This is a genomic window from Ammoniphilus soli, assembly GCF_040813775.1.
Window position 1 is genome coordinate 124968 of sequence record NZ_JBEGDL010000002.1, and the last position, 21692, is coordinate 146659.

A 21692-nucleotide genomic window follows, 5' to 3' on the forward strand; every position below is an offset into this window, starting at 1 on the left:
TTCCTAAGAAAAATGGATTAGAACTTCATTGCTCCTTATTTCACCCTTCCTAATGTAGTCTTTATTAGTATATGAAAAGCGCAGAAAAGATGTCAATTCCGATTAGAATGTTTCTGTAAAGATATTGTAATACTTCTAAATCAGCTGTCCCATAAAAGTTCCAATGAAATAAGCAAATCCTATACCCAATACAAACCAAAAGGTAATTTGTCTATCACTCATATTTTTTCCTCCTAAGCGTCTTATACCAATGTATTCACTGAGAGCTTGTTCAAAACCAAACAACTGCACTTTTGGTTTAATTCTGGCCATTAAGAGAACAATATGTAAATAAAACCTTTTAGAGGATGAAAGTATGCTGATTCCTTATTTGCATATAGCATATAATATCGCTTTCTTTGTTGCCGGGTGGATATTTGGTGACTGGAAAAATTGGAGAAGGTATTACTCAACCATTATATTCTTTATTGCGGGTGATTTGATTCAAAACTTTACTACTTCATTTGTAAATTACCCGTTGTGGAGGTATCATGGGACTATTCCGCCCAATCATCTGCTAATTAATTTATTAATCAATTTTATGGCCTATCCAGCAACTGTACTTATTTATTTAAAGTATGCATTAAGAGGATGGAAACCCTTTATTTTCCATTTCCTTTTATGGGTATTTTTATATTCCATTATTGAGTACATCAATTTGCCTTTAGGGCTTATTTCTCATTACAATGGTTGGAATATTTGGAGCTCGGTTTTAATAAATCTGATCCTGTTTTTAACTCTAAGGGTTTATTATGCCTATCCGCTAATAGGTTGGTTGTTGTTCTTTATGAAAATGATTGCCATTATTGTGGTTTGGGAAATCCCTGTGTTCAAAAGATAAAGTAGACCTTTTGCCTGCAAAAATTTCACAATATCTCAATTTACCCCCTACTAAATTAGATATTTTGTCATAACATGATTGATTTCGAGTGTACATAATCATCTACTAATCCAAATTTATACAAGATCTTTGCTTAAAAGAAAGGATTATGAGATGACAAAGAAAAAACTATTCCATTTTGTACTTACGGGTTCTATTGCTTTAAGCGCTTTCTTTGGGATGAGTTCCTCGGTATGGGCTTCATCCTTTGGCGGCGATATTGCAGAAAGAGCAGAGAGATACATCGGGTATAAGATCACGGATTTTAATTCGGTAGATTTTGTATCCTATGTATTTAAGAAGGAAGGTGTGGAACTCCCTGCTAATTTATCGGATTTGAGCAAGGAAGGAACATTAATCCTGGGTGAAAAAGACTTACAAATCGGTGATGTTTTATTTTTTGGGACTAGCCGTACGAGCCTAATCACAGCAGGGATCTATACCGGGGAGGGAAAGTTCATAGTCGCTTACAAGCCCTATGATCGGATCAAGGAAATGGACTTGAGTTCTAGTGTTGCGCAAAAATATTATCTGGGGGCCAAGCGGATCACGCCTCCGGCTCCTCCCAAGCCAGCATGGGAAGTAACAGCGGATAAAGTTATTGCACACGGAATGCACCATTTAGGGACAGACTACAAGCTGGGGGCTGACTATGACCGGGATGGCTCTATGATGTTTGACTGCAGCTCATTTACGGAGCATATGTTTGAAGAAGGTGCGGGATTCAGTTTATATCGAACCTCACGGCCTCAATTTTTATACGATGGAAACAAGCAGGTTACGCGTTCTGAGCTAAGAAAGGGGGATCTTGTTTTCTTCATGACAATGGGCAATTATGAGAAATACGATGAAGGAGATTACCGCAGAAACGGACATGTTGGAATAGTGAAAGAAGTTCATGACGATGGAAGCATAGATGTACTGCACACCTACAAGCCGGGAATTGGTGTTACGGTGCAAACGATGGATGCCGAGCAGAAGAATTTCATGTCCAAAATGTTCTTATACGGAAAACGAATCATTGCCGATGACGGAACAGAAGCAAAAGATGTAACTATGCAGAAAGTAGGGTTAAAGGAGGGGATGTAATCTAGTTAGAACCAAATACGTAAACAGAGCTTTTCTGTGTAGTGCTCTTCATTAAAAATAAATTGAAAAAATACGGGTTTATTTTAAGCATCCTGCCGATTGCTTTTTTTATTTTAGCTAAATTCTTGAATTAAGGGATGGGAGAGGAGTGGCTGTTACGTATACTCCTCTTTTTTTATCAAAGAGATCAATTGTGATATAAAGGTGGTGAAAGGATTGTCTATAGTGCGGAATACTTATTTTAGAGTAATATTGTATACCCTGCTTTTATCTTTAATCGTTCGTATCGTATTCTTTGGGATTTCGATTGCTTTGAATATCGGTCCGCGTTCCGACCATTTCTACTTGACTCAAAGTACGGATTTAAGTGATGAGAGCCTTGCAGGAATCTCCTTGTATCAGAATATTCATAACGATTCATTCATTCAAAAATATGGGAGCGGACGTAATGATCGTAATAATTCACTCTTTGATTACTATCAACTTGAAGATGGAATCGTAGTCGCAACACAACTTCAAGATGATAAGATCATACGTATTTCTATTGGATTAAACAGCAACCCATCCTTAGCTACAGCAAAAGGAATATTCCCAGGAGATTCTATTGAAGTGGTGGAGAAAAAGTATGGGAAGAACTATTACGAAAGGGTAGAGCAAGGGATAGATATAAGGGGTTATGTTGATAAACAGAATCACCGAACCATTGAATTTTGGCATTGGAATGGTAACGTTCAGCAGATTCGATATGATATCGATGAAATGGAATAATTTTAGTTCCCAACAAAAACGGCGTGAATGCTCACGCCGAGGATTTTAGGCAGATTTGCTATAAACACGAATTCCCCTCATCATCAATATACCGTTTTACAAATAGGGGTCTGCTGCTATATAATGCTTCTCCACTGCCATTATATAGATTATAAGTTACACCGCCACTGTTATCTTTAATTTTTACAAGATCTTTGTCGTATACATCGCTCGTTGTACTATACGTGTGTAGAATTTTATTTGGATATACAAATAAAGAGCAATGGTTGATTACACCGTCGTTATTGGTGTCATAGAATAAGATGTCACCCGTTCTTAACTGTTCAAGTGAAACGACTCTGCCGACTTGAGCTTGATCGCGACTGTTCGTAGGAATGTCCAGGCCTGCTTGTTTTAAATATCCCCAACGAATAAAGTCAGAGCAATCAAAAGACTGATCGGTATTTCTGCTCGAACCGAATACATAAGGAGTGCCCAAGTAGGTGTCTAAGAAATTAATAATCGATTTGACTTGAGTTAACCAAGGTGGTTCAAAGTCAGCGACATAAATAGATTTACTAGTAATGTAACCGATTTGACCGCTTGAAACTAACTGCGCCTGATACCAGATAGTCCCCTCTACTTCTTGCAAAACTCTCAGAACTGAATCCTTAGGTAAAAGTGAAATCACATTATCTGCTATGGTTGGGGCTGTTCTAAAATTCACACCTGTCAATGTTATGACATATCTTTCAAACTGATCCATGAAGAATCTCTCCTTTCAGGTTGTAAAAACAAGAATAAGTAGATTTAAGTAACAACTGTTACGGATTATAATATGACAAAAAAATAGAATGGCTTTTATAGTTACCCATATAAAATAAAAAAAGGCTTGGTTAGTAATCAAGCATAAAAAGAGCCTTCTCCCAGAAGGCCCATAAAGGTTTAGCACATATGACTTAAATCTGTATCTCAACAATTTTGGTTCTTACTAATTTATTGGTCTGAGGGTTGAATATAACATAAGCCCGTACTAATCTCTTTTTCGCATCTTCGGTTACTCTAAATTCAAAGGTATCTTGTGATTCTGTACCTGAAAGGTTTTTCCTGCCCAGATATTCGTAATCAGTTTCTTTACTGCCAGGGTATTTTTTTATAACCTCTTCAATTGCAATTTTCCCCCACTTTGCATAATCCGGTTCTTGTTGTGCATGTGATTCTTGGACTAAGCTTGACATCAAAAAGAATGATAATAGAAGCATTATCGAAAAGACTTTTGTTAATGTTTTCATATTGGACCTCCTCGCTGTGTTATTCTCATAACTTATCTTTTGCAATAAATGGATAAATATTTGTATCAAATAATTAAAATCTAAGGTATTTGATCGGTTATATGGGGAGGGTCAATGTATAGGATTTGATGACAAAAGGAAAGGTGGGAGAAACTACAAAAAAGGGATTAATGTGTGGAAAGGAATTACTTATGGCGGACATTGACGACATTTCTTCAAGACTAATCATAACACTCCAAGAAAGAGGCTGTGAAATAACAAAAGAGAACGGGGCAGCAAATGCCATAGTGATTGCTATTGCAGAAGCGTATCATCTTGGAATCGAAAAAGGGGTACGATCCGGTAAAATTGAGATGATTGAATTGATGGACAAGCAGATTAATCTTGAGAAAAACAAAATCATAGAAATTATGTAACGAAAGTCAAGTGACTCCTTCAACCTGGACATAAACCTTTCATAAACGCTTAAAAGAAAACACTCCTTTTGGACAAAGAAAGGTTACATTTTCTGGATATATTGAGTATGTAAAGGAAAACACCAGTTGGAAGGGGAATGAAAATGAACAAGAAGTTAATCGCAGTTCCAATATCAGCCTTGTTGATTTTAGGAGCGTTAGTTGCTTGCTCTTCTGGAGAAGAAGGGCCAGAGCCGCTGGTGCCCTCATCAACTCAACCACAGGGAGTAAACGATGTTCCTGCACCGGAGGAAGGGGGATCTGAAACGGAAAGTGAAAATGCCCCTATGTCCGATGATGGCATGGATAGTGGAACAACTGATCCTTCGCTAGGAGGTTCAAGCGAATCAACCACGGATCCTTCATTAAGCAATGAAACGGAAAACGGCGGTAGCGAAGCTGAAACAGGTGGAGTGGGAGAAGTAGATACGCCATCTGAAGAAACGGAAGGAACCGATACTTCTTCAAGTAAGACAGGCTCATAAGTGAATGGTACAATCCTCAGATATACAAGCCCATCATGGCTTGCCGTGATGGGTTTTTTCTTTCGCAATCGAATAAAGAATCCATGATGAATCAATTCAAAAAGTTAAAAGATGAGTAGGTGAAATTTTCTCCGATCCTACTGAACATTTTATCAGAAAAGAAAAAACGAATTACCCCACTTTGAGAGATAATTCGTTTTTCTGTGTTACTTCGTTTGTTGTGAAGATTGAGTTTGAAATTGTGATTGAACTTGACTAACCATTGTCTGAGCTTTTGCTATTTCTTGAGATGCTTGGTTCAATGCTTCTTGAGCCATAGTTTGATTTGCTGCAGATTGTTCAATGGCTGATGTAATCATATCTTTTGCAAGTGATGAAGCCGCTTCAGCTTGTTTCAGTTTTTCTGTGTCAATTTGATTGGCCATTTTTTCATCTCCTATAGCTGTTTTCTGTCATTAACAAGCTATAGTTTGCTTCTTTGCTTTATGCTTTATCCAAATTTAGGCTTAAACTCGCTTCTGTTCATCCATAACTGTATTTATGTTCTTTTTCGCTGCAAGTTTTACATGATAACCATTGGAATAATTATTTTAAATATTGATCAAAAGTTAATTCTCATTTAAACTAAATTTAGGGTGAAGGAGATAGCGCTTTTGCCTAAGAAGGTAGGTTTGTAATGCTGAAGATCGCGAAGAGATTTTTAAAAAAAACTTTTACATAACACCAACCATTTAGCATCCATTCTCAATGCGAAAGTTATCGATGCTTTTGTTGATTGGGATTTCGATTTAGATAACCAAATAATGCGGTGGTAATGATCTGGACGATAGCGCTAGACATGAGCCGAAATAGTAGCTGATAGGCCGCTGTTTCGGCTTTTTTAATGGATGGAAAAGTTTGGTGGCTAAAGTATTAAAGTGAAGCAACTTTTGCAGAAGCATAAGAAGCTTCCTCTAAGGTGGTCTGGCTACACTGTGTTTCTTCAATGATGCTTTTTTATACTGAAAATAAAGAGATAAAGAGGATGCTTTATGAATAATCTAAAATTTGATAAAGATTCTTTATTTGTACATGCCTTTAACCATGCACCAATAGGCATGGCTATAGTGGGATTAGATGGGCGATGGTTAAAAGTAAACTCCTCATTATGTAAGGTCTTAGGTTATTCTAACGAGGAATTGCTCGCCAAAACCTTCCAAGATATAACATATCGGGATGATTTGGACATTGACCTCGAATATGCTTCTAAATTGTTAGATGGACAAATTGATTCTTATCAAATGGAGAAGAGATATATACATAAATCAGGACATCTTGTATGGGCCTTGTTGAGTGGTTCGCTGATCCGCGATGAACAAGGACAGCCGTTATACTTTATTGCACAGATCAAAGATATTTCAGATGGAAAAAAGCAGAAAGACAACTTAAAGAAAGTGAACAGAGGTACAAATCACTTTTTGAACAACACCCCGACCTTGTTTTTTCACTTTCTTTAGATGGCAAACTACTAAGTGAAAATTCTTCATGGGAAAAGATAACAGGATATTCATTCGAAGAACTTTTTCAAGTAGCGCCAATTGTCATTCCGGAAGATATAGAAAAGATATCGGAATATTTTAAGCTAACTGCCCAAGGTCTCCCCCAAAATTATGAGGTGGCTATTGTACACAAAAGAGGACACGTTGTTCTATTAAGAGTAACTAATGTACCAATCATTGTAGAAAATGAGATTGTAGGAGTTTATGGTATAGCTAAGGATATCACCGAATTTAGAAAGAAGAGTCAAAAATTGCGCGAAACCCAAGAGTTATACCAATTGATTTCGCAAAACCTGAAAGATATCATATCCTATTCTACCCCTGATGGTATTTGTAGGTATGTTTCTCTATCCATACGGACTGCACTTGGATATGAGCCAGAGGAAGTGATCGGCAAAGTAACAAGTCATTTCTGGCATCCAGAGGATGTGGCTAAATTATCTAACTCTAACATCCTTCAGAATTGCGACGAGGATATCTTTCAGTGCCGTGTAAAACATAAAAATGGGCATTACATTTGGTATGAAACGACAGTTAAGGTGATTAGGAATGAAAAAGGAGAAGTAGATAAAATTTTGGGTGTCGGGCGTGATATTACAGAGCGAAAAAAAGCGGAAGAAACCATAGAAAAAAGCGAGGAAAAATACCGAAGACTTGCGGAAACTTCGCTTGACATGATTGCAAAAAGGAACCTAGACGGCGTATATACCTATTGTTCACCAGCTTGTCGCACCCTGCTTGGATATGAGCCGGAAGAATTGATAGGTACTCCTTATTTCGAATACATACATCCAGAAGATTATGCTGAATTGAAAAAACTATCCACATCCCAAATGCCTTCATTGAATGATGTTCATTCCTATATCTGTCGAAAACGTCGGAAGGATGGCACTTTTACTTGGTTTGAAACAGTATTAACGGCTATCCGTGATCCAGAAACTCAGGAACCAATCGAGCTGTTATCGATTTCAAGGGATATTTCTGAAAGAAAAAAAGCAGAGGAAATCATGCTGCAATCAGAAAAGCTTTCTGTCGCTGGACAATTGGCAGCAGGGATCGCCCATGAAATTCGAAACCCCATTACGGCCATTAAAGGCTTTCTTCAGTTGATGCAAGATGAGTTTAATATGAAAAAAGATTTCTATAATATCATTAACTCGGAAATTAATCGAATTGAACTTATTTTAAGTGAATTGTTGCTTCTTGCGAAACCACAGGAAACCAAATTTGAACCTAAAGACGTTAGGGTTATATTATCTCAAGTTACGATGCTATTAGAGAGTGAAGCAAACATGAGTAATATTCAATTAATTACAAAGATTGAACCTGATATTCCTTCCATTTTCTGCGATGAGAACCAACTAAAACAAGTATTCATCAATTTTCTCAAGAATGCCATGGAAGCCATGCCAAATGGCGGAGAGATTAATATTGAGGTATTAAAGGAAGATCAAGATTATATAACGGTCCGATTTGTTGATCAGGGGTGTGGCATCCCCGAAGAGGCTTTGAGTAGGCTAGGGCAACCTTTTTTCACGACAAAAGAAGAGGGAACAGGTTTAGGGTTTATGATTAGCCGAAAAATCATTGAAAATCATGATGGGAATATAAAGATAACGAGCCTGGTCAATAAGGGAACCACAATTGAAGTAAGACTTCCTATTCGAAGAGCTCAATAAAACAAAAACAAGGTGAAACCCAATTTCAGTGAGCGCAAGGCGCAAAGCAATAAGGAATTCCGTTGAAGAGCATAGACTCTCTCCTGGTAACTCATAATAGAACTTAGTTTTTATTGAAGAGGACTTACTTGCGAAGGAGTCAACAAAAATGGAATCGAATGAAAAAATGATGGATCAATGCATTCGGTGGTTGGAAAAGGAGGTGGGCTGCGAGGTTTATTTCATCCATAACGAAGAGAAAACCAACGGTTTTGCCGAATACCGGAATGGTGGGCATATCATCTATGTTATCGGGAATAAAGAAAAGATCTCGGCGAAATCCTTTCTGGAGATATTGACCCATGAAGCAGGACATGTCCTTTATAACAAACGTAAAATGAAAGAAGGGACCGAATATGACACTATTGTGAAAAAAACGCAAGAAAAGCTGATGTGCTTTGACCGTCTGCTTCAGGAGCAAATCATAACAGACGAAGAATATGACCGTTTCTACCAAGCTATGGAGGAGGAATGGGAGAGCGAGCGCGAAAAGGAAAAATTGCTAAAGAGGTTGGAGAGTGAATTACTTACCTAGCCTGTTAAATAATTACATATTTGATTTTAAGCTTACCAATAGCAATAAAAAATAAAAGGGACTGAGAAAAATGATGGAATTTTTTGAGCGACTACCATCCCTACCTTATCCATTAAAAGCATTGTTAATTTTATCTGCTGGGGTTATCCTTCTTCGAATTACTGGAAAGAGATCGCTCGCAGAAACGACTGTATCAGAAGCTGTGTTAAGGATTTCGTTAGGTGCTATTCTAATTCAACCTCTAGCATTGAAAGACGAATGGCAAGCCATTTACGCAGGAACTTTACTTATTATAGGTATTGTGTTGTTACGCCGCCTTGATTTAAAGAAGCTTATGATGAGGCGGATATAACTGATTATAAACCTCAAACACATTAAAGATAGTTACGTCCTTGTTTTAGGGAGTTGCAGTTATCAACAAAAGACTAGTGTATATTTATTATAAAAATCAGGGTATGGTGCCTTGGCGCCCTATCCAAAATAGGTTTTTTCCCTAAGGTATCAAAATTGGAGAGAGCGTACAATTCCGAACGCTCTCTTATTTTTGTCCTCAACCAGTAGCTAGAGTAGATCGACGTGGATAGGCATTATTTTTGGCTCATACGAGTATGGTTCAACCGGATTCTTTAAATAGGGAATACTGTTAACAAAGGAGGTGAAATGATGAACATTATGGATGGAATGCATTCTGCACGCTTTAGGGCAGGTCAAGATCCTAATAATAAAGATAGAGAGAAGAAGTTAAAGGAAGAAGAAGAGAAGATGCCAATGGTACTAAGGAACCTAAAAAATGGATCGTAAAGTCCGAAAAAGAACCGGTTTGGTGATGACCGGTTCTTTTTTCTATTAATTCAGATCGTACGTTTCCCTTTTTGAAATGATTTCGACAGGTGCCCTGTCGATTGGTCCTTGAACAAATGTATATGGACTCCTGTGCTTTTCCGGATGTAAGATAAGTTTGACATTCATTTCATTCGGAAGAAGGCGCAACGATGCTTCGTTCTTATTTATGGCTTTTTCTTTGTGTTTCCTTGTGGGGCAGCAACTTTGTTTTTGGTTCGATCCTTGTGCGGGAGTTTCCACCTCTGCTGCTCGCAGCTTTTAGGCTTATCTTTACCAGTACCTTTTTGTTGGGATATGCGTATATTACGGATCGATTCGTAAAAATTACGAAGGGTGAACTGAAGCTTTTACTATTATTAGGTCTGATTGGCACCTTATTGAATCAGGTCGCCTTTTTTAACGGACTAAAGACGACAGATGCGACAACAGCGGCTTTAATCCTGTCTCTTACACCGATTACAACGTCTTTTCTTGCCTCCGTTTTCCTGGGTGAAACGGTGACGAAACGAATGTTCTTTGGCTCCCTAGTGGCCATAGTAGGCGTATTTTTTGTGATTGGAAAAGGAAGCGGGTTCCAACTTTCTACTGGAGTGTTCTTTATTTTGATCGCCATGCTGACCTTTTCGTGCTCGATCATCATCGTTCGGAGACTGACTGAGCGACTTGACTCTTTTACCATTACCGTTTATGCTACCGCAACGGGGTCAGCCATGCTCATTCCTGTCGCATTCCTCAGCGAGCCTCTCACGGGCGGAAGCGATCACCTGTGGGCATGGGCCTTACTCATCGCTTCGGCTATTGTAATGCAAGGGATCTGTGCTCTGATTTGGAATGGACAGTTAGGCAAAGTCGGAGCGGGGAAAGCCTCTATCTTCCTCAATCTCCAGCCTTTTGCCGCTATGGTTGCTGGTTTTCTCTTACTTGGAACAGAGGTGACCTTATCCCAACTTCTTGGATCTGTCCTCATTATTGGCGGTGTCGTTATGGCTACTATGCAGGTTAGAAATGGGAGATTCGGAAAAATTTCAAAAGCAAGCTAAGAAGAATTGATCTCCGAAGAAGAAACCTATCTGATGGTAACTAGATAGGTTTTTTCTTTTATATTGAATAAAAGAAGAGGTTGATCCATAATGTCGGTCTTGACCGATCTTTTAGGAGAGCCTCTTTTTCTTTTCCTGGCTTCCAGCAATGAAATTATGAATTTGGCCACAAAGAATGTAAGTTGATGTGGACGATATGTGTCCATTATTTACAAACAACGTCCTCTGTAATATACTGAATTTATATTTTTTACCATAAATTTAAAATGCATTCATTTATTGTAAATTTATGTCGAATTAAAACACACTGATTGGGTGGTGTGAACTTTGAGCTTTGAATTGCAACAAATAATGAAGCTGATCGAGCAAGGGATGACACATCAGCAAATTGCTAAGAAACTTCAAACCACAGTGGGAAAGGTGCGTTATCAATTGTATAAGAAGAGACAGCAGGAGACGAAACAGGACCTTCGTCCGATTCATTCGGAACAGCCAGCAGTGCAGGTCCGAGCTGAAATTGAAGATTGTGAAGTGCATCCATGGCATGGGGAAGACAGGCTCGTCATTTTGCCCCATAGCCCTGAGATTTTGTATGTCTATTGGGAGATAACGTATGAACGAAAGCGCTTAGTTGAAGAGCATTTTGGATGCGGATGGGACGTTCTGCCGAAAATCCTCCGCGTTTATGATGTGACAGACATCCTTTTTAATGGAGATAATTCCCATCGATTCATTGATATACAGGTGAATGATTACGCTAACAATTGGTTTATCCCTTCTTTGAATGATAACCGGAACTACTGTGTGGACTACGGAACCTTCACATGGGATGGAAGGTATTTTAGCATTTTGCGTTCCGACGCTGTACACCTCCCTCCTTCAGAGGGACAGCCATGGAGAGAGCATGAGAAGTGGACCAAGGAGAAAACGGAAACTGAAGAGCCGGCGTGGGCCGAGGAGTTTACGGGCTATTCGATTCAAAAGGCATGATCCCATCGAACGGGTCATGAGCTTTCAATTAAATGAAATGAGCATTCAAAGGGAGTTGTCATCGTGGAAAAAGGTTACTTGGCTATCGTGCTGCATGCGCACTTGCCTTATGTTAGGCATCCGGAAAGTGAACATTACATAGAAGAGAGATGGCTGTTTGAAGCGATCACGGAAACGTATATTCCACTGCTACAAGTATTTGAGGATTTGCATCGGGACGGGGTGACGTTTCGCCTGACGATGTCCTTGACGCCGACACTGCTAACGATGCTGTCGGACTCATTGCTCCAAGATCGGTATGCGGGGTACATTGACAACTTGGTCATGCTGGCTGAAAAGGAAGTGATCAGAACAGCAGACGATTCCAAGCTCAATGAGCTGGCAGTGATGTACTGTAAAAAATTTAAGGCGATACATCAAGCCTTTCATGTTACCTATCAACGAAATGTGATTCAAGGCTTTAAGAAAATGCAGGATGCGGGCTATTTGGAGCTGATCACTAGTTCGGCTACGCACGCATTTTTGCCTTATGTCAAAACAGAACAGGCCATTCGTGCGCAAATTGAGAACGCAGTAAAGGTCCATTTTGAACATCTGGGAAGGGCTCCCAAGGGAATCTGGCTGCCGGAATGCGGCTATAAGCGAGAATTGGATGCTGTTTTGCGAGAATATGGGATCGAATACTTTTTTACGGATACGCATGCGCTCTTGCATGCGGACCCTAAGCCTTCGTTCGACCAATATGCTCCCATCGTCACCCCAGGGAGGATCGCGGCGTTTGCTAGAGACCATGAATCATCCAAGCAGGTGTGGAGTTCAAAGGAAGGCTATCCGGGCGATTACGATTACCGGGAGTATTACCGGGATATCGGCTATGACCTGGACTATGAATACATCAAGCCTCATCTGCACAAGAGCGGGATCCGCCTCAATACTGGAATCAAATATCACCGGATCACAGGCGAGGGAGACCATAAGGAGTTGTACAACACGGAATGGGCCCGTGAGAAGGCAGCCCAGCACGCAGGCAATTTTATGTTCAACCGAGAAAAGCAAGTCGAGCATTTATCCGCGTTTATGGATCGAAAGCCGATGGTGGTGGCTTCTTATGATGCGGAGCTGTTCGGCCATTGGTGGTATGAAGGGCCAAAGTGGCTGGAATATCTCTGCCGCAAGATCCATTTTGACCAGCAAACGATTAAACTCGCAACTCCCGCCGATTATTTGGAGGAATATCGGGAAAATGAAATCTCCCGCCTATCCATGTCAAGCTGGGGGCGCGGCGGGTATGGAGAGGTATGGCTGGGCTCATCCAATGAATGGATTTACCGCCACCTCCATCTCATGGAAAAGCGAATGGCGGAATTGGCGGATCGTTTCGTGAAGCCGACTCTGCTCGAAGAGAAAGCTTTAAATCAGGCTGCCCGTGAATTATTGCTGGCGCAGAGCAGCGACTGGGCGTTCATCATGGATGCGAAAACCATGGTCGAGTACGCCATCAAGCGCACCAAAAACCATATCGGCCGATTCACGCGTATTTATGAAGATCTCCTTCAGCAAACCTTGGATAAGCAGTGGCTGAAGGAAATCGAAAAGCGGGATGCCTTATTCCCGCATATCAATTACCGGACGTACTCCACTTCGACGAGTGACAGGCACCTTTCGACAAGTGACGGGCACCTTAAAATTCTGATGCTGTCGTGGGAATATCCTCCAATGATGGTTGGCGGCTTGTCCCGGGCTGTCTATGATTTATCCAGAAAGATGGTAGAGCTGGGCGTGGAAGTTCATGTCCTGACCAGCCATGTGGAAGGCTATCCGTCTTACGAGGTGAATCAGGGGGTACATGTTCACCGGGTTCGGACTTACCAGGCCAAAGAGGTCGATTTTATGGGATGGATCTTCCAGCTCAACCTAGCCATGATCGATTATGCCAAAACTTTGATCAACAAATATGTCCGTTTTGATCTGATCCATGCCCATGACTGGCTGGTATGCCAGGCGTCTAAAACGTTGAAGCATCATTTCGGCATCCCGCTCGTTTCCACGATCCATGCCACGGAACACGGCAGGAATCAGGGGATTTATACGGATTTGCAGCGAAAAATCCACCATTTGGAATGGCAGCTGACCTATGAATCCTGGAGGGTAATCGGCTGCAGCCGCTACATGGAAAAGGAGATCCGGGAGCTGTTTGAGCTGCCGGCGGATAAGCTGGACATTATCCCAAATGGCGTTGACCCCGCTTTGGTTCAGATAGGAGCGCCGGATGGGGAGTTGCGGAGCCGTTTCGCGAGCCCAGAGGAGAAAATCGTTTTCTTTGTCGGGCGTTTGGTGCGGGAAAAAGGGGTTCAACTTCTGTTAGAAAGCGTTCCGGAAATTCTAAGCCATTGTCCGGAAGCGAAATTTGTCATCGGGGGGAAAGGACCGATGCTGGATGAGCTGAGGCGGCAATCAGATGAAATGGGACTCTCCCATAAAGTCCTTTTTGCCGGTTTTATTCCGGATGAAACGCGTAATCAACTGCTCCATATGGCTTCTGCTACCGTGTTTCCGTCGCTCTATGAGCCCTTTGGGATTGTGGCACTGGAAGCGATGGCAGCGGGAACTCCGGTCATCGTGTCGGATGTCGGGGGCATGAGCGAGATCGTGGAACATGGCGTGGACGGGTTAAAGGTGATCCCAGGGGACAGCCATTCGCTTGCAGTTCAAATCGCAGCGTGCCTGAACAATGAAGAACTGTCCGAGAGGATCAAGAAAAAAGCTGTTCAAAAAATTGAGCAGCTATATCAATGGGATCTTATTGCCCAACAGACCATTGGGGTCTATCTGAACATTTTAGGGAAGCGTCAACCCGCACTCGAACCGATTCATGTGGAAGCTGCTGCTGCGCAAGAAAAATAGGGATCCATTTTCAGGGGAGGATGATAGTCAATGAAAGCGATTATATTAGCCGGCGGAAAAGGAACCAGATTGAGACCTTTGACTACCCATTTGCCTAAGCCGATGGTTCCCTTGCTGAATCGCCCATGCATGGAGTACAGCATCAAGCTGCTCAAGCAGCATGGAATCACGGACATCGGTATTACGGTCCAATACTTGTCGGGTGCCATCAAGGAATATTTCGGAGATGGATCCCAATGGGGCGTGAACATCGAATATTTCGATGAAACGATTCCGCTGGGAACGGCAGGAGGGGTAAAAAATGCGGAAGACTTCTTGGATGAGCGCTTTGTCGTCATCAGCGGCGATGCGCTTACCGATTTTGACCTCTCGCTAGCCATCCGCTTTCATCAGGAGAAGCAATCGATCGCTACGATGATCATGAAAGAGGTAGAGGATCCTACCCAATATGGCGTGATCATCACGGATGATGAGGGGAAAATTATCCGATTTCAGGAAAAGCCTTCTTGGAGTGAAGTGTTTAGCCATACGGTCAATACCGGGATTTACATTTTTGAACCGGAGATTTTTACCTATTATGAACGGAATGTCGCGTTTGATTTTGCCAAGGATCTGTTCCCCTTGCTGATGAAATCTGGTCAGTCCTTATATGGAGTAAGCCTTGACGGTTACTGGTCCGATATTGGAAATCTGGAAATGTACCGCAGCACCCAGTTCGATATGCTGACCGGCAATGTCAAGGTGGAGATCGAAGCCGAACAGATCGCTCCGGGAATTTATGCGGAAAGCCAAGCCATCATTGAAAAAGGGGCCCATATAGAAGCCCCTGCCTTCATTGGCTCCCATTCGGTTGTGGCTGGTCAAGCTAGGGTAGGTACCTATACGATTATTGGCAGCCATAATTGGATTCAGCCTGGGGCTTCTACGGAGGAAGCTATCCTATGGGATCATAATGTGATCGGAAAAAATGCCGTATTGACGGCAAGTACCCTAAATCACCGCTGCCGAATTGGCGAAGGAGCCTTAATCGACCGTGGGGCGGTCCTTGGCAATGAATGCAGGGTAGAGCCTAGAGGTCACGTCCATCCAGGGGTGAAAATGGAGCCTCAGGGAAAGCATGAGTGGAAAGAATCGGCCGCTTCCGCTATTTAGGGAACCAGAACGGGAAAAGCTGCATAACTCAGTAATAGGAGGTTAGATTTTTTTGCTGCAACGGTTTTTACCGTCCCAATCCGGAGAGAATGGGTAACATTGAATTGTTATTGAGGTGAAATATCGGATGTTAGCAAGAAGCTATGAAATCCTAGACAGTCTGAGGATGCCCCACGGCTTGTATATAGCCAGCCCGTCTTCCACCTATCAGTATATATGGATAAGGGATTGCTTCTATATCTCTCTCCCTTTCTTGGACAAAGACAACGGGCATTATGAAAAGGCTTACTACCGCATGCTTGATTTGTTTCGCGAGTATGAGTGGAAGCTCGATATTCATACTCGGCAGAAGCCTCGTTTTGAATGGGAGTATATCCATGCCAGGTATTCGTCGAGGGACATCAGGGAAATTCATGATGAACCCTGGGGGCATGTCCAGCATGACATGATTGGAGCCTTTCTCTTTGGCTTAGGAGAAGGTTTGAAGAAGAAGAAAAAGATGTTTCGGGATGCCAAGGATAAGGAAATCATCCAAAAGCTTGTCGGCTACCTGAAAACGGTGGAATATTGGCATGATCCGGATAATGGCATGTGGGAAGAATGGAAAGAGATTCACTCGTCCTCTGTGGGAGCCTGCGTGGCCGGATTGGCTTCCCTCCGTCCCCATATGGAAGTGCCGGATGAGCTCATTCGAAAGGGTATTGATCAGCTGTTCAGGATGCTACCAAGGGAAAGCCAGGATAAAAGGGTAGATTTGGCCCAATTGAGCCTGATTTATCCCTATCGCTTGTTGCATGGCGCACTGGCCGAATATTTGATCCAGCGTATAGAAAAGTGGCTAGTCCGAGAGCGGGGAGTCATCCGCTACGAAGGAGACAGCTATTTTAGCACCCTGGAGGAGAAATATGGAAGGGGCCTTCCCCGCGAACAGTATTATGGAACCGAGGCGGAATGGACCTTTGGTTTACCATGGCTGTCTCTCTGCCATTTGCAGGTAGGCAATCGGCAGAAAGCATTGGATTACCTGAAGAAAGCCGAAACTGTCATGGTGGAGCCCGGCACTCTTCCGGAGCTCTATTATAGTAGCACGTCCATTCCCAATAACAATACACCCCTCGGTTGGAGCTGCGCCATGTACATTTTAGCTAAGGAAGCTCTGGAAAAATTGAATTAAATAGGGCAGAGGCGGTTCCGTATGGAACCGTTTTTTCCATGATGAGCAACTTATTAGATACCCACATTATAAATGAATCATATAAAGAGTCCTGTTTTAATAATACGAACTATCAGAATCATATGAAGCCCTCAACTTCTCTAGTATTCTATATATTAAAATGGCACTTTCATACCACAGCAATAGTCCAAGAGCAATGCTGATCCACCAGCCATGGGTAAGTTGAAGGAGGAAAAGGACAGATGCCACACAAATTGCACAGCCGATCATTCCAAATATTGAACCTTGGGCCAGTTGCGCTGCTTTTTTAGATCCGTAGGTGATCCCTGTCATCATGACCGTAACCACCATCACTGCAGGAAAGGCAGCAAAGATTCCCCCCATTTTACCGCCGATCTTTTTGGAAATCAGGGAAGAGGCTAAAACGGCCGTTCCTCCTAACAGAAATCCGCGCTCGCCGCTTGTATCTGAATTGGCCGCTCATTTACCGTCAAGCCTACCAAGGATAAATGTTTTTAGGGAGAGGCAAATTGGATAATTCAGACTGCCGAGAAAGAATCGGCAGTCTTTTTTACTGTTTAAGAAAGTTTGAGCTCACTAAAGCATTAAAGTAAAGCTTCCTCTAAAGGTGGTCGGGCTTCCCTGGAACGCTTTAATAAAGCTTTTTTTATTATGAAAGGGAACGTTCAAACTTAGGAGAATGAAACGCGAATATGCTATCTTCAACCTATCTTCTTATAGTCCATAATTTCTTTATACATACTCTTATCTTTCAGTTTTAAAAACATAAACAGGTTGGGACGAAAATTCGGTTCAATAATCCAGATATTTCCTGTTTTATCTATTCCCATGTCAAAACCGACAATCCGAATCCATGGGTAGGATTTGGCTAAAGATTTAGCTGCCTCTAAGCTGATTTGATTTAATTGGGAATGGATCGCGTCGCTGGATACGTTTAAAGGGGATTGGGCAATGGCTGACTCAATCGTAAGAACTTTTCCCTTGCTCCTGGCGAGATTGGTAATGAAATGCCCAGGACCGGCCACCTTGGTTAACTTCCCTGTCACTTTCCATCCTTTTGGGGTCTTTTGCACAATTACGCGTATATCGATAGGGCGATCATTGACCCTGGTTAAGGGAATATATTGTTGTACAATATGGCTCTTTGACCCTATTTTCTTTTTAAGGAAATGATAGAGATTGTCTTTCCCTTTAATCTCTTTTTTGTTAGACCCATCCTGGATCTTATAAATAGAATTCGGTTTTGTTTTCACCAGCATTACTCCGGCACCGCCACTGCCGAAGGAAGGCTTGACGATGACGTTCCGATAACGCCTGAGAAGCTCATATAAATGATCTTTTGAAAAATTAGCGGTATATGGCAGTGAATTTCTCAGTTGAACATTTTTATTCATGATATGATGTTTGGTTAACTTGCTCCGACTTGTCACTTCCTTCCACCCTTCCCCTCTTTTATAAAAGACACTATTTGATACTATATGTGGACGATGACTGTAAAGTTTTGATGGATTTAACCATTTATTGTACAAAACGAGGGCCATGGCACAAGCACAAGACCAAAAGAAATCATAGTTTAAGTTGAAAACGAACAACACTATTCCATAAAACGGTTGAACATGAAGGAGGTGCAGCATGAGATTTTCATTTAAGTGTAAGACCTGCGGCAAGCAATCTCTTTTTTCCATGGATGCTACATTGTGCAGCTGCGGGGGAAGTTGGTTTGTAGAATATGATTTAGAAAAAGTGGCTCATACGTTTACGAAGGAAAATCTAATCGATCGGCCTGCTTCGATGTGGAGATATTTTGAACTCCTGCCAGTTGAAAATAATGCGAACATTGTTTCATTGGGGGAAGGCTGGACGCCGCTGATCCGTCTTCGCAAGGCTGAATCAATTCTGCCGGTCAGGAAGCTATGGGTAAAAAGAGAAGAGCAGAACCCGACAGGAAGCTTTAAAGCAAGAGGTTTTTCTGCCGCTCTTTCCATTGCAAATGAAAACGGAATTTCAAAGGTGGCTGTGAATTCTAACGGAAACGCTGCCTCCGCCTTATCTGCTTATGCAGCCCATGCCGGAATGGAAGCGTATGTATTTCTTCCAAAGGACTGCCCAGGCCTAATTGCGCAAGAATGCATAGGTTACGGTGCTTATACGTATCTGGTAGATGGGCTGATCCACGATGCTGGCAGAATCATCAAAGAAGGACAAGAAGAACAGGGGTGGTATAACGTCGGAACACTGCAAGAGCCTGGAAGGGTAGAAGGCAAAAAGACCATGGGGCTGGAAGTCGCTGAGCAGCTCGATTGGAGATTTCCGGATGTCATTATTTATCCCACGGGTGGTGGCTCCGGAGTCATTGGCATGTGGAATGCATTCAAGCAATTGAAAGCATTGGGCTTTATGCAGGGAGAGCTTCCACGGATGGTCAGCGTACAAGAAATGGGCTGTCAGCCGATCGTCGATGCTATCATGAGCCATGCGAAATTCAAGTCACAAACTGAAAAAGTCATCTCAGCCCCAACCGGCATGAGAGTACCCAACCCGCCGGATGGCGAGTTGATTTTATCTGTGTTGCGTGAATCAGGGGGGACGGCAGTTGCTGTTTCTAAAGATGAAATTAAACAGGCACAGCAATCATTAGGCAAACAGGGAATTTCTTCATCGCCGGAAGGGGCGGCAACCTGGGCAGGATTGATGCAGCTGTTGGACCAAGGCTGGATTCGGCCGGAAGAGGAAGTGGTGTTGTTCAATACCTCTCATGCCATGAAATATTTGCCTTGGGAGCATCCTCATACAACCCCTGTGGTGAAAACCTATCAGGAATGGGTGAAATGCCGCAATGAATTTATCTGAAAAGATAGAGCTGGCGAAAGTGAAAAGTGTTGAGTTTGAAAACCAATCGGCGATGAAGCTATTGGAATGGGCACAAACCCAATTTCCTCAGCTTTGCTTTGCCTGCAGCTTTGGTGCTGAGGATGTAGTTCTTGTAGATATGCTGCAGCAATTCGATCGGAGCACAGATATCTTCTATTTGGATACGGATTTTCATTTTAAAGAGACCTATCAAACCCGGGATCGGTTAAGTGAACGTTATGGAAAAAAGTTCATCCAAGTCCGACCGAAACTAACGCCAGCACAGCAAGCTTCCCAGTATGGAGACGCCTTATGGAAAAGAAATCCTGACCTATGCTGCGAGTTGCGCAAAGTAGATCCTCTGGGTGAAATACTGCAAAAATATGATGCATGGATTACAGGGATTAGAAGAGACCAAGCAACTACCAGAGCGAATGCGAAGAAAGTAGAGTATGATCATAAATTCGGACTAATCAAATTGAATCCATTGGCTGATTGGAAAACAAATGATGTATGGCAATATATTCGCAGGAATAATGTGATCTATAATCCTTTGCATGATCAGGATTATCCCAGTATCGGCTGCTCCTATTGCACTAATCCGGTAAAACCCGGACAGGATCCGAGGTCAGGAAGATGGGCAGGTGCAGAAAAGACAGAATGTGGGCTGCATCCTCATAAAGAAAGTCGCGACTGAAAAATAACAATAAAAATAAAGGACTTTCGCGCTTTCACTCCCGGGGAGACAATCCCCCAGTAGAACAAAGCTTGAAAGTGCTATGCCATACGATTAATCAAATTGAGTGAGAAGCAATGAACATAATAACCCTAAGGAAGTAATGAGACCTACGATGGCTCCTCCCTCTTCATAAGCTTCAGGCATCATAGCTGCAGCCACCATAGATACCACCCCTCCTGCAGCAAATGCCCCGATAACCCCTATTAAAGTGGGGGTTGTATTCTCTAAAAAAACAAATCCTATTAGGGAACCTAACGCTGAAAGAATAAGCACAAATAACCATAAACAAAGAATCTTGGTATTGGAATATCCGTCTTTTTTTAATCCGACACTGCTTGATAGGCCCTCAGGAAAATTACTGATGAATATGGCAATGACTAAAAGCGAGCTTACCTTACCATTTTCGAGTAAACTTACCCCAACGATGACGGATTCGGGAATTGCATCAATTAGAGTTCCTATAAAAATGGCTAAACCTGATGATCCTTGGGGATTTGCTCTTGAGCGTTTTCGCTCATGCCCGCCTTTTCGTGAGATCATATACTCGACAAACGTAAATAATGCTGCTCCGCCAAGAAACCCGAGTGATGTAGCCATAATACCACTTTCTTCAATCGAATCGCTAAGAAGCTCAAAGGAAGCTGCTCCGATTAGGACCCCCGTACCAAATGCCATGATCGTGCCGATCCATTTCTTTTTGATCTGAAATAAAATTCCCGCTAATGCACCCATAAACACGGCTGACCCAGCAATACCACCCCATAAAGCAGCATACCACACTTTTTCAACTCAACCTCCGCATATGGTTATCTAAAGCTATTATGCTTAAATGCAGTTACCTATATAATTGGTTTGATTACAAATTTTTTATTAGCGCATTTCGGCTATGATCCTCTCGAGAGGGAGTCTATTTTTGTTTATAATATAGCTGACCGGCAACATTAAAAAATTGACCAATAGGGAGAAAATATGGCAGACATCAAATACGAAATCATCCAAACGATCGGCACTCTTTCCGAATCGGCAAAGGGCTGGAAAAAGGAACTCAATCTCATTAGCTGGAATGGGCGAGAACCCAAGTACGATATTCGGGATTGGTCAGAAGATCATACTAAAATGGGCAAAGGGGTTACATTAAGTAAGGAAGAGCTAACTCAGCTAAAGGAAATACTTAAGGGCATAAATGACTAAGTGTCAAAAA

At 42.0% G+C, this 21692-nt stretch carries 26 protein-coding genes and 1 pseudogene; 20 read left to right on the plus strand and 7 right to left on the minus strand.

The window, feature by feature from the left end; all coding sequences use genetic code 11:
• Window positions 1–135: 135 nt before the first annotated feature.
• Window positions 136–312 carry a hypothetical protein gene (locus tag ABLT31_RS05285; RefSeq protein ID WP_367749468.1) on the minus strand — a complete coding sequence of 59 codons (177 nt, stop codon included), beginning with the start codon at window positions 310–312 and terminating at the stop codon, window positions 136–138.
• A gap of 43 nt (window positions 313–355) precedes the next feature.
• On the opposite strand from ABLT31_RS05285, the gene ABLT31_RS05290 reads away from it, so the two are divergent.
• The 3 genes from ABLT31_RS05290 to ABLT31_RS05300 all read left to right on the plus strand — a co-directional run bounded on the left by ABLT31_RS05290 (window position 356) and on the right by ABLT31_RS05300 (window position 2776).
• Window positions 356–880, plus strand: a complete 525-nt coding sequence (locus ABLT31_RS05290; protein ID WP_367749469.1) for a CBO0543 family protein — start codon at window positions 356–358, stop codon at window positions 878–880.
• A 153-nt stretch (window positions 881–1033) separates the two neighbouring features.
• On the plus strand, window positions 1034–2008 hold the full coding sequence (locus ABLT31_RS05295; RefSeq protein WP_367749470.1) for a C40 family peptidase: 975 nt from the start codon (window positions 1034–1036) through the stop codon (window positions 2006–2008).
• 216 nt (window positions 2009–2224) lie between these two features.
• Window positions 2225–2776, plus strand: coding sequence for a hypothetical protein (locus ABLT31_RS05300; RefSeq protein ID WP_367749471.1), 552 nt, complete (start codon window positions 2225–2227; stop codon window positions 2774–2776).
• Between the two features lie 58 nt (window positions 2777–2834).
• On the opposite strand, the gene ABLT31_RS05305 is transcribed toward ABLT31_RS05300, so the two are convergent.
• Window positions 2835–3521 carry a C40 family peptidase gene (locus ABLT31_RS05305; RefSeq protein ID WP_367749472.1) on the minus strand — a complete coding sequence of 229 codons (687 nt, stop codon included), beginning with the start codon at window positions 3519–3521 and terminating at the stop codon, window positions 2835–2837.
• A gap of 193 nt (window positions 3522–3714) precedes the next feature.
• Window positions 3715–4047: a DUF3889 domain-containing protein gene (locus tag ABLT31_RS05310; RefSeq protein WP_367749473.1), complete on the minus strand. Its 333-nt coding sequence runs from the start codon at window positions 4045–4047 to the stop codon at window positions 3715–3717.
• A 128-nt stretch (window positions 4048–4175) separates the two neighbouring features.
• Between ABLT31_RS05310 and ABLT31_RS05315 the strand changes: the two genes are divergently transcribed.
• Together ABLT31_RS05315 and ABLT31_RS05320 are read left to right on the plus strand one after the other, a co-directional pair.
• On the plus strand, window positions 4176–4463 hold the full coding sequence (locus ABLT31_RS05315) for a hypothetical protein (protein WP_367749474.1): 288 nt from the start codon (window positions 4176–4178) through the stop codon (window positions 4461–4463).
• 143 nt (window positions 4464–4606) lie between these two features.
• Window positions 4607–4987, plus strand: a complete 381-nt coding sequence (locus tag ABLT31_RS05320) for a hypothetical protein (protein WP_367749475.1) — start codon at window positions 4607–4609, stop codon at window positions 4985–4987.
• A gap of 206 nt (window positions 4988–5193) precedes the next feature.
• On the opposite strand, the gene ABLT31_RS05325 is transcribed toward ABLT31_RS05320, so the two are convergent.
• Window positions 5194–5412 (minus strand): hypothetical protein, encoded by a 219-nt coding sequence (locus ABLT31_RS05325; RefSeq protein ID WP_367749476.1) that lies wholly within the window; start codon window positions 5410–5412, stop codon window positions 5194–5196.
• A 606-nt stretch (window positions 5413–6018) separates the two neighbouring features.
• Here ABLT31_RS05325 and ABLT31_RS05330 point away from each other — a divergent pair.
• The 11 genes and pseudogenes from ABLT31_RS05330 (at window position 6019) to ABLT31_RS05380 (ending at window position 16881) form a co-directional block, all read left to right on the plus strand.
• Entirely contained in the window at window positions 6019–6483 is a 465-nt protein-coding gene (locus ABLT31_RS05330; protein ID WP_367749478.1) for a PAS domain S-box protein, read from the plus strand.
• A pseudogene (locus tag ABLT31_RS05335) lies at window positions 6474–6716 on the plus strand (PAS domain S-box protein); the annotation flags it as partial. The gene ABLT31_RS05330 and the pseudogene ABLT31_RS05335, both read left to right, overlap by 10 nt.
• A 60-nt stretch (window positions 6717–6776) precedes the next feature.
• Window positions 6777–8204, plus strand: coding sequence for a PAS domain S-box protein (locus tag ABLT31_RS05340; RefSeq protein ID WP_367749480.1), 1428 nt, complete (start codon window positions 6777–6779; stop codon window positions 8202–8204).
• A 148-nt stretch (window positions 8205–8352) separates the two neighbouring features.
• The gene (locus tag ABLT31_RS05345) at window positions 8353–8778 is read left to right on the plus strand and encodes a hypothetical protein (RefSeq protein WP_367749482.1); all 426 of its coding nucleotides are present in this window, start codon (window positions 8353–8355) and stop codon (window positions 8776–8778) included.
• Window positions 8779–8848: 70 nt separating this feature from the next.
• On the plus strand, window positions 8849–9130 hold the full coding sequence (locus ABLT31_RS05350) for a DUF421 domain-containing protein (RefSeq protein ID WP_367749484.1): 282 nt from the start codon (window positions 8849–8851) through the stop codon (window positions 9128–9130).
• Between the two features lie 311 nt (window positions 9131–9441).
• Window positions 9442–9579 (plus strand): hypothetical protein, encoded by a 138-nt coding sequence (locus tag ABLT31_RS05355; protein ID WP_367749486.1) that lies wholly within the window; start codon window positions 9442–9444, stop codon window positions 9577–9579.
• 191 nt (window positions 9580–9770) lie between these two features.
• Window positions 9771–10661 carry a DMT family transporter gene (locus tag ABLT31_RS05360; RefSeq protein ID WP_367749488.1) on the plus strand — a complete coding sequence of 297 codons (891 nt, stop codon included), beginning with the start codon at window positions 9771–9773 and terminating at the stop codon, window positions 10659–10661.
• A gap of 327 nt (window positions 10662–10988) precedes the next feature.
• Window positions 10989–11651 carry a DUF4912 domain-containing protein gene (locus ABLT31_RS05365; protein ID WP_367749490.1) on the plus strand — a complete coding sequence of 221 codons (663 nt, stop codon included), beginning with the start codon at window positions 10989–10991 and terminating at the stop codon, window positions 11649–11651.
• A gap of 63 nt (window positions 11652–11714) precedes the next feature.
• Entirely contained in the window at window positions 11715–14555 is a 2841-nt protein-coding gene (locus tag ABLT31_RS05370) for a 1,4-alpha-glucan branching protein domain-containing protein (protein WP_367749492.1), read from the plus strand.
• A 30-nt stretch (window positions 14556–14585) separates the two neighbouring features.
• Window positions 14586–15707 (plus strand): sugar phosphate nucleotidyltransferase, encoded by a 1122-nt coding sequence (locus ABLT31_RS05375; RefSeq protein ID WP_367749494.1) that lies wholly within the window; start codon window positions 14586–14588, stop codon window positions 15705–15707.
• Window positions 15708–15834: 127 nt separating this feature from the next.
• Window positions 15835–16881 carry a glycoside hydrolase family 15 protein gene (locus ABLT31_RS05380; RefSeq protein WP_367749496.1) on the plus strand — a complete coding sequence of 349 codons (1047 nt, stop codon included), beginning with the start codon at window positions 15835–15837 and terminating at the stop codon, window positions 16879–16881.
• Between the two features lie 96 nt (window positions 16882–16977).
• Here ABLT31_RS05380 and ABLT31_RS05385 read toward each other — a convergent pair whose 3' ends face one another.
• A complete protein-coding gene (locus tag ABLT31_RS05385) occupies window positions 16978–17292 on the minus strand; it encodes a DUF3147 family protein (protein WP_367750218.1) in 315 nt (104 codons plus the stop codon).
• Between ABLT31_RS05385 and ABLT31_RS05390 the strand changes: the two genes are divergently transcribed.
• The gene (locus tag ABLT31_RS05390; RefSeq protein WP_367749497.1) at window positions 17216–17419 is read left to right on the plus strand and encodes a hypothetical protein; all 204 of its coding nucleotides are present in this window, start codon (window positions 17216–17218) and stop codon (window positions 17417–17419) included. The two genes, ABLT31_RS05385 and ABLT31_RS05390, sit on opposite strands and share 77 nt — an antisense overlap.
• Window positions 17420–17603: 184 nt before the next feature.
• Here the strand turns inward: ABLT31_RS05390 and ABLT31_RS05395 are convergent, their stop codons facing one another.
• A complete protein-coding gene (locus ABLT31_RS05395) occupies window positions 17604–18587 on the minus strand; it encodes a YheC/YheD family protein (RefSeq protein ID WP_367749499.1) in 984 nt (327 codons plus the stop codon).
• Here ABLT31_RS05395 and ABLT31_RS05400 point away from each other — a divergent pair.
• On the plus strand, window positions 18535–19752 hold the full coding sequence (locus ABLT31_RS05400) for a threonine synthase (RefSeq protein WP_367749501.1): 1218 nt from the start codon (window positions 18535–18537) through the stop codon (window positions 19750–19752). The two genes, ABLT31_RS05395 and ABLT31_RS05400, sit on opposite strands and share 53 nt — an antisense overlap.
• A complete protein-coding gene (locus ABLT31_RS05405; protein WP_367749503.1) occupies window positions 19739–20449 on the plus strand; it encodes a phosphoadenylyl-sulfate reductase in 711 nt (236 codons plus the stop codon). The genes ABLT31_RS05400 and ABLT31_RS05405 overlap by 14 nt, the downstream gene beginning before the upstream one ends.
• Before the next feature lie 93 nt (window positions 20450–20542).
• Here ABLT31_RS05405 and ABLT31_RS05410 read toward each other — a convergent pair whose 3' ends face one another.
• Window positions 20543–21271: a ZIP family metal transporter gene (locus ABLT31_RS05410; protein WP_367749505.1), complete on the minus strand. Its 729-nt coding sequence runs from the start codon at window positions 21269–21271 to the stop codon at window positions 20543–20545.
• 189 nt (window positions 21272–21460) lie between these two features.
• Here ABLT31_RS05410 and ABLT31_RS05415 point away from each other — a divergent pair, with 189 nt between their 5' ends.
• Window positions 21461–21682: a YdbC family protein gene (locus tag ABLT31_RS05415; RefSeq protein ID WP_367749506.1), complete on the plus strand. Its 222-nt coding sequence runs from the start codon at window positions 21461–21463 to the stop codon at window positions 21680–21682.
• Window positions 21683–21692: the final 10 nt, after the last annotated feature.